General features: G+C 42.9%; 6 protein-coding genes. 3 read left to right on the forward strand and 3 right to left on the reverse strand.

The features are described from left to right. Positions 1-15: 15 nt before the first annotated feature. Positions 16-1,731 carry a gamma-glutamyltransferase gene (ggt, locus tag ACVBIK_RS18070; RefSeq protein WP_447170231.1) on the reverse strand — a complete coding sequence of 572 codons (1,716 nt, stop codon included), beginning with the start codon at positions 1,729-1,731 and terminating at the stop codon, positions 16-18. Between the two features lie 572 nt (positions 1,732-2,303). Between ggt and ACVBIK_RS18075 the strand changes: the two genes are divergently transcribed. Then, positions 2,304-3,515, forward strand: coding sequence for a GNAT family N-acetyltransferase (locus tag ACVBIK_RS18075; RefSeq protein WP_447170227.1), 1,212 nt, complete (start codon positions 2,304-2,306; stop codon positions 3,513-3,515). Between the two features lie 137 nt (positions 3,516-3,652). Here ACVBIK_RS18075 and ACVBIK_RS18080 read toward each other — a convergent pair whose 3' ends face one another. Both ACVBIK_RS18080 and ACVBIK_RS18085 read right to left on the reverse strand, forming a co-directional pair. After that, the gene (locus tag ACVBIK_RS18080) at positions 3,653-4,273 is read right to left on the reverse strand and encodes a LysE family translocator (protein ID WP_447162861.1); all 621 of its coding nucleotides are present in this window, start codon (positions 4,271-4,273) and stop codon (positions 3,653-3,655) included. Positions 4,274-5,049: 776 nt separating this feature from the next. Further along, positions 5,050-5,655, reverse strand: a complete 606-nt coding sequence (locus tag ACVBIK_RS18085; RefSeq protein ID WP_447170228.1) for a short chain dehydrogenase — start codon at positions 5,653-5,655, stop codon at positions 5,050-5,052. Positions 5,656-5,807: 152 nt separating this feature from the next. Here ACVBIK_RS18085 and ACVBIK_RS18090 point away from each other — a divergent pair, with 152 nt between their 5' ends. Both ACVBIK_RS18090 and ACVBIK_RS18095 read left to right on the forward strand, forming a co-directional pair. Then, positions 5,808-6,710 (forward strand): LysR family transcriptional regulator, encoded by a 903-nt coding sequence (locus ACVBIK_RS18090; protein ID WP_447170229.1) that lies wholly within the window; start codon positions 5,808-5,810, stop codon positions 6,708-6,710. A 496-nt stretch (positions 6,711-7,206) separates the two neighbouring features. Next, the gene (locus ACVBIK_RS18095) at positions 7,207-7,566 is read left to right on the forward strand and encodes an SLATT domain-containing protein (RefSeq protein ID WP_447170230.1); all 360 of its coding nucleotides are present in this window, start codon (positions 7,207-7,209) and stop codon (positions 7,564-7,566) included. Positions 7,567-7,636 lie beyond the last annotated feature (70 nt).

Here is a 7,636-nt window from a genome sequence, read left to right on the forward strand (position 1 = left end):
CCTATTGCAATGACGTTAATAGCCAGCGGTCTCGCTACCAGCTCGGCGAGGGTCGCTCGCGCCAAAAATACCTTGTTCAGTAACCATAATCGATTGCGTCGAACCCATGGCATTATTCACTTTGACCTCATGACCTTTGGCTTTAAGTAAGGTCTGTGTATCTCGATTGAGCGTATGCTCAACCCGCAGCACATCTGGCAGCCATTGGTGATGAACGCGGGGCGCATTGGTGGCCTCGGCAATATTTAAATCGTGGTCAATCACATTCATGATGATCTGCATCGTAGTGGTAATAATGCGTGATCCCCCAGGGCTACCAGTGACGATATAAGGTTTGCCATCTTTCATCACAATGGTTGGGCTCATCGAGCTTAAAGGACGCTTGTTTGCCTCTACTGCATTAGCTTCACCGCCAACCAGACCATAGCCGTTAGGCACGCCCGGTTTAGCCGAAAAGTCATCCATTTCATTATTGAGTAAAATCCCCGTCCCTTTAGCGACTAGGCCTGAGCCATAACTGAAGTTGAGGGTATAAGTGTTTGATACGGCGTTGCCCCATTTATCCACCACAGAGTAATGTGTGGTTTGATTACTTTCATAGGGGGCAAGTTTGCCGGGCTTGATGTCTGTGCTTGGCGTAGCCTTATCTAATGAGATTTGCTTGGCTAATTGCTTAGCGTAATCCTTACTCACTAATGCGTTAATAGGCACATCATAAAAATCAGGGTCGCCTAAGTATTCGCTGCGGTCGGCATAGGCGCGTTTCATCGCCTCGGTCATAAGGTGTAACGTTGCCGCGGTATTAAGGCCAAGCTCTTTTATGGGGTAGCCTTCTAGCATATTGAGCATTTCGATAATGTGAATGCCGCCCGATGAAGGCGGTGGCATAGAGACTACTTGATAACCTCGGTACTCACCGACAACGGGCTCTCGCTCAATCACTTTATAGTGTTTAAGATCGCCTAAGGTCATGATCCCGCCAGCAGATTGGATGGCGTTAACCAGCTTTTGTGCGGTCTCGCCCTCATAGAAGCCTTTACTACCGTGTTTGGCAATTAATGCAAGCGAGTGCGCTAATTCCGGCTGTTTTAATAGTTCACCCGTTTGGTAGTCACTGCCATCGTCTTTGTAAAATATTTCGGCAGAACTCGGCCATTGGGCGATGCGGCGTTTAAGGCCAGATAAAGAGGCATGCAGATCTGGGGTGACTTTAATTCCGTCTTTAGCCAGGTTAATCGCAGTTTGAGTCACCTGTTTCATGGTCATGGTGCCGTATTTTTCTAATGCAAGCTCCATGCCCATCACTGTGCCCGGTACGCCGACAGCTAAACCGTGTTCACGGCTTAACTTATTCACTGGGTTACCTTGTTCATCGAGGAAAGTATCACGATGGGCTTTAGCGGGCGCCATTTCGCGATAATCGATAGCGATGGTTTTATTAGGCTCGCTTAGGTGAACTAGCATAAAGCCACCGCCACCGATGTTACCCGCTCTTGGCAGTGTTACAGCCAAGCTAAAACCAACAGCCACCGCGGCATCAACCGCGTTGCCGCCTTGTTTTAAAATTTCAACCCCCGCCTGAGTCGCAAGCGCCTCCTGACTCGATACCATGCCATGCTGTGCCCAAATAGGTTGAGCGGTCGCCATATGGCTATAAATCGATGTTTCTTTAGCTGTTGCTTGTAATGGGAAACATGCAGCAAGCGTTAGAGTAGTCAAGGGGATAGCCATCGAAATGGTGAAGGCTAATACTTTAAAGCCAGATATTTTAGGGTAAGAAGTTTTAAAGTCTGAGGTTTTAAGGGCTAGGGTCTTGTCAGCTAGAGTCTTAAAAGCGCGCATTTTCAATCCTTTGTATTTATTGTTATTGCCCAAATATGATGATTAACGGTTATAAAAGCAAGGAAACGAGTGAGTCGTAGTCGTCACAGAAGTGGCGCTAAATGTTGTTGATTGAAACCTGTGTGGTTCAAATATCGTGACAGCAATGTGACGTTTATTGGTGTTAAATGCAAGTCGATGGGAAAAATCCTAGCGAGTTTGTATTATGAGCGGATTAACAAAGCAATGAGGCGGGTTATTATATGTTTGCAGATCTTTGGTTAATGGGTACTGCGCTGTTAGCTTACACTATTAAGTGCGCACTATAATTTCACAATAGTAAGTCAAAATAGTAAGCCCACGATATTGTATGTTTACACCATAAGTAAAACTACTGAGGCAACGTGGTTAGCTTAAACGATGGGCAAATGTAACAGTAATAGCCATATTAACCATAACAGTAACGGCAAAGGGAGATGAGTTTGGATAAACATGCTGCAGCGACAAGTGAGGCGGGGACCGCCCTGTATGAGGTTGATCTCATCGATGCTATCGACAAGGTGCCTGCCAACACTTGGAATGCGCTCATGCACGATAGTAATCCATTTAATCAGCATCAATACTTGGCAGCGCTTGAGTCAAGCGGCTGTGTTGGCAGTCAAAGTGGCTGGACCCCGTTACATGTAATCATTCGGGAGACGACAACGGATGAGAGTCGCCGCGTTATAGCGGTGATGCCTTTATATATTAAAAGCCATTCTTATGGTGAATACGTTTTTGATTGGGCCTGGGCAGAGGCGTATGAACGCCACCAGTTGCCCTATTATCCCAAGTTAGTATCAGCCATTCCGTTTACGCCAGTAACAGGAATGCGCCTTGGAGTCGCTAAAGACGCTAGTATTGAGGCTCAGCAAGCCCTCTGGCAGCTTATTAACCAGACTCTGAATAACTGCTTATCTGAGTATGGTTTTTCTGGCTGGCATTGTTTGTTTCTACCTCAATCACAGTTTACTGATTTTTCAAAGCAGGGAAACTTACAGCGTTTAGGCACTCAGTTTCATTGGTTTAATCGCGAGTACGATGACTTTCAAGCTTTTTTACAGTCACTTACGTCGCGTAAGCGAAAAGACATTAATAAAGAACGACAAAAGCTCTCGCCTCTAGGCCTGAGCTTTGAGTTTATTGAAGGAGAACAAATTTCTGCCGATCTGTGGAAGATGTTTTATCGCTGTTATCAGCAAACTTATGCTAAACGTTCTGGGCATTATGGTTATCTTAACCTGGCATTTTTTGAGGCGTTAGCTAAGACCATGCCCGAGTCAATCGTGCTTTTAGTGGTTCGTAATCAAGATAGAGAGTGTATTGCGTCTGCACTGTACTTTAAAACAGAGACTCATTTATATGGCCGTTATTGGGGCTGTTTAGTTGAAGTAGACGGCTTACATTTTGAAACCTGCTATTACCAAGGAATAGCGTATTGTATTGCCAATAAGCTACAGGTATTTGATGCGGGAGCTCAGGGAGAGCATAAAGTCCCAAGAGGGTTTGAGCCTGTGGAGACTTTCTCAAATCATGAAATCTGCCATAATGAGTTTAGACAGGCAATTGACCGTTTTACTCGTCAAGAAGCTGAGAATACAAAGATTTATATGCAGCAACTTAAGTCAAAACTGCCATACAAAAACAGAGCCTAACGAGGCTCTGTTTTATCACAATTGAATGCGACGGCTATGGTTGAGTCTGCTATTGCTAATGGCGAACTAAGCATGAACTCAGCGCCAACTAATCATGAACTCACACCAGCTAAGCGCTAGCTAATACCAACTAAGCATTAGCCAAGCGCTAACCAGAGGCCCACACCTATCATCAGGCTACCTGCAATACGGTTCATCCATTTTATGTTATCACCGCGGCTTAAGAATATTCTTAAGCTTTTTCCACCTGCGGCGTAAGCCATCATACTGGTTAATTCGGTAAATAGGATAATGCTGACTAGCGCTAAAAGTTGCGGCGCGACTTCACGCTCAACACTAATAAATGGCGGCAGTAATGACACCATAAACGCCCAGCCCTTAGGATTAGCGATTGCGGTAAAAAAGCCTTGAGAGATAAGTTCAAGGTTACTGACGCTAGATGTTTGTTGACCTTCAACAATCGCCATCTTCCCCCTTGAACGCCACATATTAATGCCGATGTAGACCAAATAGAGTCCGCCAGCCCATTTAAGAATTGAAAACAGCTCAGGATAGTTAAGCATGATGCTGGCAACGCCCATGACTGCAGCGACGGCCACCAAGGCGACGCCAACGAGCTCACCAAGCATCATCCATAGCGTGCGGCGAAAGCCAATACTCATGCCTAAAGTCATGGCAAGAGTCATGCACATTCCCGGGGTAATGGAGACAAAAAAGAAGGTCGGTAAAAACACGGCTAATAAAGTTAAATCTGGCATTATTTAATTCAAATCGAGATTAATCGAGCATGGATAGAAAAAGGTGGCACAGTGTAGAGAATAAACGCGAGTTAGGGTAGAGCTGAGAGCATAAAAACCAGTCGGTGAGCTAGTTTTTAGTCATATAAAATAGCGCTCCTAAGCACGTACGGTTTAGCCAGCATTAGCTGGCTCTTTTGAATTCAATCTGTCAGCGCCCAAAACAAAGATCTTTAGAACTGAGATTTTTTGGTTTGTGTTACCAAATAGCGAATTCTGGATCGTAGCTTTAGAGTTATCAATCGCCTGCAGCGGGTGCTGGACAGGACGTCCGAATGTCGTGATCACATGGTCAATGATGTTCCCTACATCATAATGACATTTCCCATATCCCTATGGGTCAGATGTGAAGGAACGACCTTATGTGCAGACACTGCCGTGACACGCAACAAGTCCATCCTTGGAAGCTCGGCCATGACGAATAGCATCCCTGCTAAAAAGCCAGTTCGGCATCCTGCCTCTCGTTCGAAAACTTGATAAATCCGTTACCTCTCACCAAAACATGGACGGTCACGGCCGCATCTACACTGGTAATTGGTGCCTTCATTTAGCCATGGTGGTTCGATTTCTAAATTGAAAATGCCCCATTTCTACTTAGAGTAGATACTCACTGCGTTCCAAAGTACATAATTTTGTCTAAGTTTAACTAATCACAAAAAGGCAAAGAACTCCCAAGTTAAGGAGCTCTGTATGAGAGTTAATAGTGGATCTTACTTTTTGACGTAAAACCTATGATACTAAGCATCGACAAAAAGAACTTGTCCGTTAATGAACCCGTCAACAGACCGCTCAAACGCTTTGCCAACTAGTTTTCCTGGTACAGGCACAAACCCTGGCATCATTTCACCATAAACATCCCATGCTTCCGCTAGTACTGTCGGGTTTACTACATTGATGCGTGTATTCCTTGGCATTTCATGGGCAACACATTTTACGAAGGTGTCAATAGCTCCACTTGTGGTGGCGTCGGCAATGGCATACGGAATTGGTTTTACGTTTAATATGCCACTTATTAAGGTAAATGAACCGCCATCAGCAATGTATTTTTGACCAATACGGACTAAGTTAATTTGTCCCATCATTTTGCTCATAACAGTCGTCATCCATTGAGCCTCTGTCATCTCTGCAAAAGTTGCATATTCGCAAACCCCTACGGTATTGACGACAGCATCAAAGTGACCCACATTTTCATACAATGCTTCAATTGATTCTTGTTCTGTAATATCAACAATATGATCAACATCGCCAGACCGACCCGCTGTAATGACCTTATGTTTACCTAAACCTGACAGAGCTGCTTGCCCCATCTTTCCTAGTACACCAATTAAAATTACTGTTTTCATTTTTTCTCTCCAAACATCGAGTTGATTCAATGGATGAACTCTAGCAAACGCACAAAACAAGAAGAAACAAATAGTTTTTGTGTATGATACAGGTTTTTCTTGTGTAGCGTTATACTTGATGGAAATGACAAATCTCATAGAAGTGGTAAGTTGTGAGTAAAGTAGACCGATTAGACATTAGGCAATTGCGGGTTTTTCAGGCGTTAATACGTGAAGAAAACGCTTCCAAAGCCGCCCACCAGTTAGGTTTGACTCAACAAGCTGTAAGTGAACATTTGAAAAAGCTAAGGGATGTGTTTGACGACAGATTATTTGTCAGGAAAACCAATGGTTTTGTTCCAACCCCTTTCGCTGAAGACTTATCAATGGGAGTTGATAAGTTGCTAATAGATTTCAATTCATTGTTATCAACGACAAGCTTTATCCCTCATAAGGCTAAAGGTACTTTTGTTATTGCAGCTACTGACTATGCTCAACAAATCATTTTACCCACTTTAATTGCAAAGCTTAGGGAACAAGCTCCAAGTTTGAAGTTAATCGTTAGGGACTTTGAAATCGATAAACTTCATGAATTGATGGAAAGTGGCAAAGTTAATTTAGCTATCGCTTTCCCTGATTACATTCCAGATAGCTATCGGATAGTAAAATTGTTTGAAGAGCATCATGTATGTGTAACATCAACCCATTCATCTATTTCGCAAAAAACACCTACATTAGCTGAAATCGCACAGTACCCGACGATTATAGCCTCACCATCTCGCCCGAACTTTAAAAGTTCGATCGATGACTGGTTCTCAAAATTTGGATTGAAACGAAATGTCGTAATATCAGCTCCCTGTTTCTCTATCGTACCTATGTATCTTGAAACAACGGACTCCATAGCGTTTATGCCTTCTCGAGCAATAAAAGGATTGGATGTAGTAACAATTCCCCTTGAGCAGTCACCTGATAGTTTCGATGTTATTGCAGCTTGGCATCCACGATACAATGAAGACCCAATACAAAAATGGGTGATTTCCCTGCTAGACGTTGAGTCGCTTATTGCTGAGAGCTAGGTTAGGTATTCGCAATACCTTATTTGATTCGTGGCTTACTAATTAAGTAAAGTTACTGGCACATTTTTGCCCCATTCCTTGTTAACGTAATTACTCAGTGGCGGATAGCATAACTGAAATTGCAATACTTTTTCTCATGGCGGGCACTGCTGACTTCCATGCACTCTCCATTTGAAGTAGTGAAAGCCGTAAGTTAGTTGCCACCTCAATGTCAAAGAAGCTTTCACCAATTATCAAGTTCAGAAGTTTTCACTCTATACGTTTTATTAATGCAGTAAGTATCTACTTTTAAAAACTTTTCTATTGTATACACATCAGAAATCCCTTACATTATTCAAGTGTTTCAAGGAGTGGTAACATTTGTGTTGCCCACTCTCTTGAGAGTGAAACTAATTTTGAAGAGCTTGCTCTTAGCTTCGTGCTTGCCCTGTATGGGGTGTTAACCTGATAACTCGCAAACTCCTTGGGACACACTATTAATTTATGGAGAAGTTCAGTGGCACTTTCTAGCGATATCTGGTGGACAAGGAAGGCTCGAATCAGAGCTGAAAAACGACTCCTATCAAATGCATTTCAATCACAATTATTGCTATTGTGGTATTCATTATTTTCTGTTGCAGTTTCAATCTATTATTTAAATAATACCCAATCAAAACTTGGTGCGACCTATTGGGTAGTGTACTCGGTGCTTGTTTTAGTTATGTCATGCTTCATCAATGGTTTATCGTTTAAAGAAAGAGCTGGCCTGATTAAAGAGTGCTACATAGGACTCAAAAGCTTACATTTAAAAGCTAAGCACAACGAAGACAATGGAAATAATGCAATAACATTATCTATAATTTCTAAAGACTGGTAAGCCCCTAGAACAGTAGACACTTCATAGAGTTATACTTAACCAAAAATATGAGGTGTTACATGCGCGGAAA

The sequence above is a fragment of the Shewanella sp. 125m-1 genome (genome assembly GCF_052977065.1).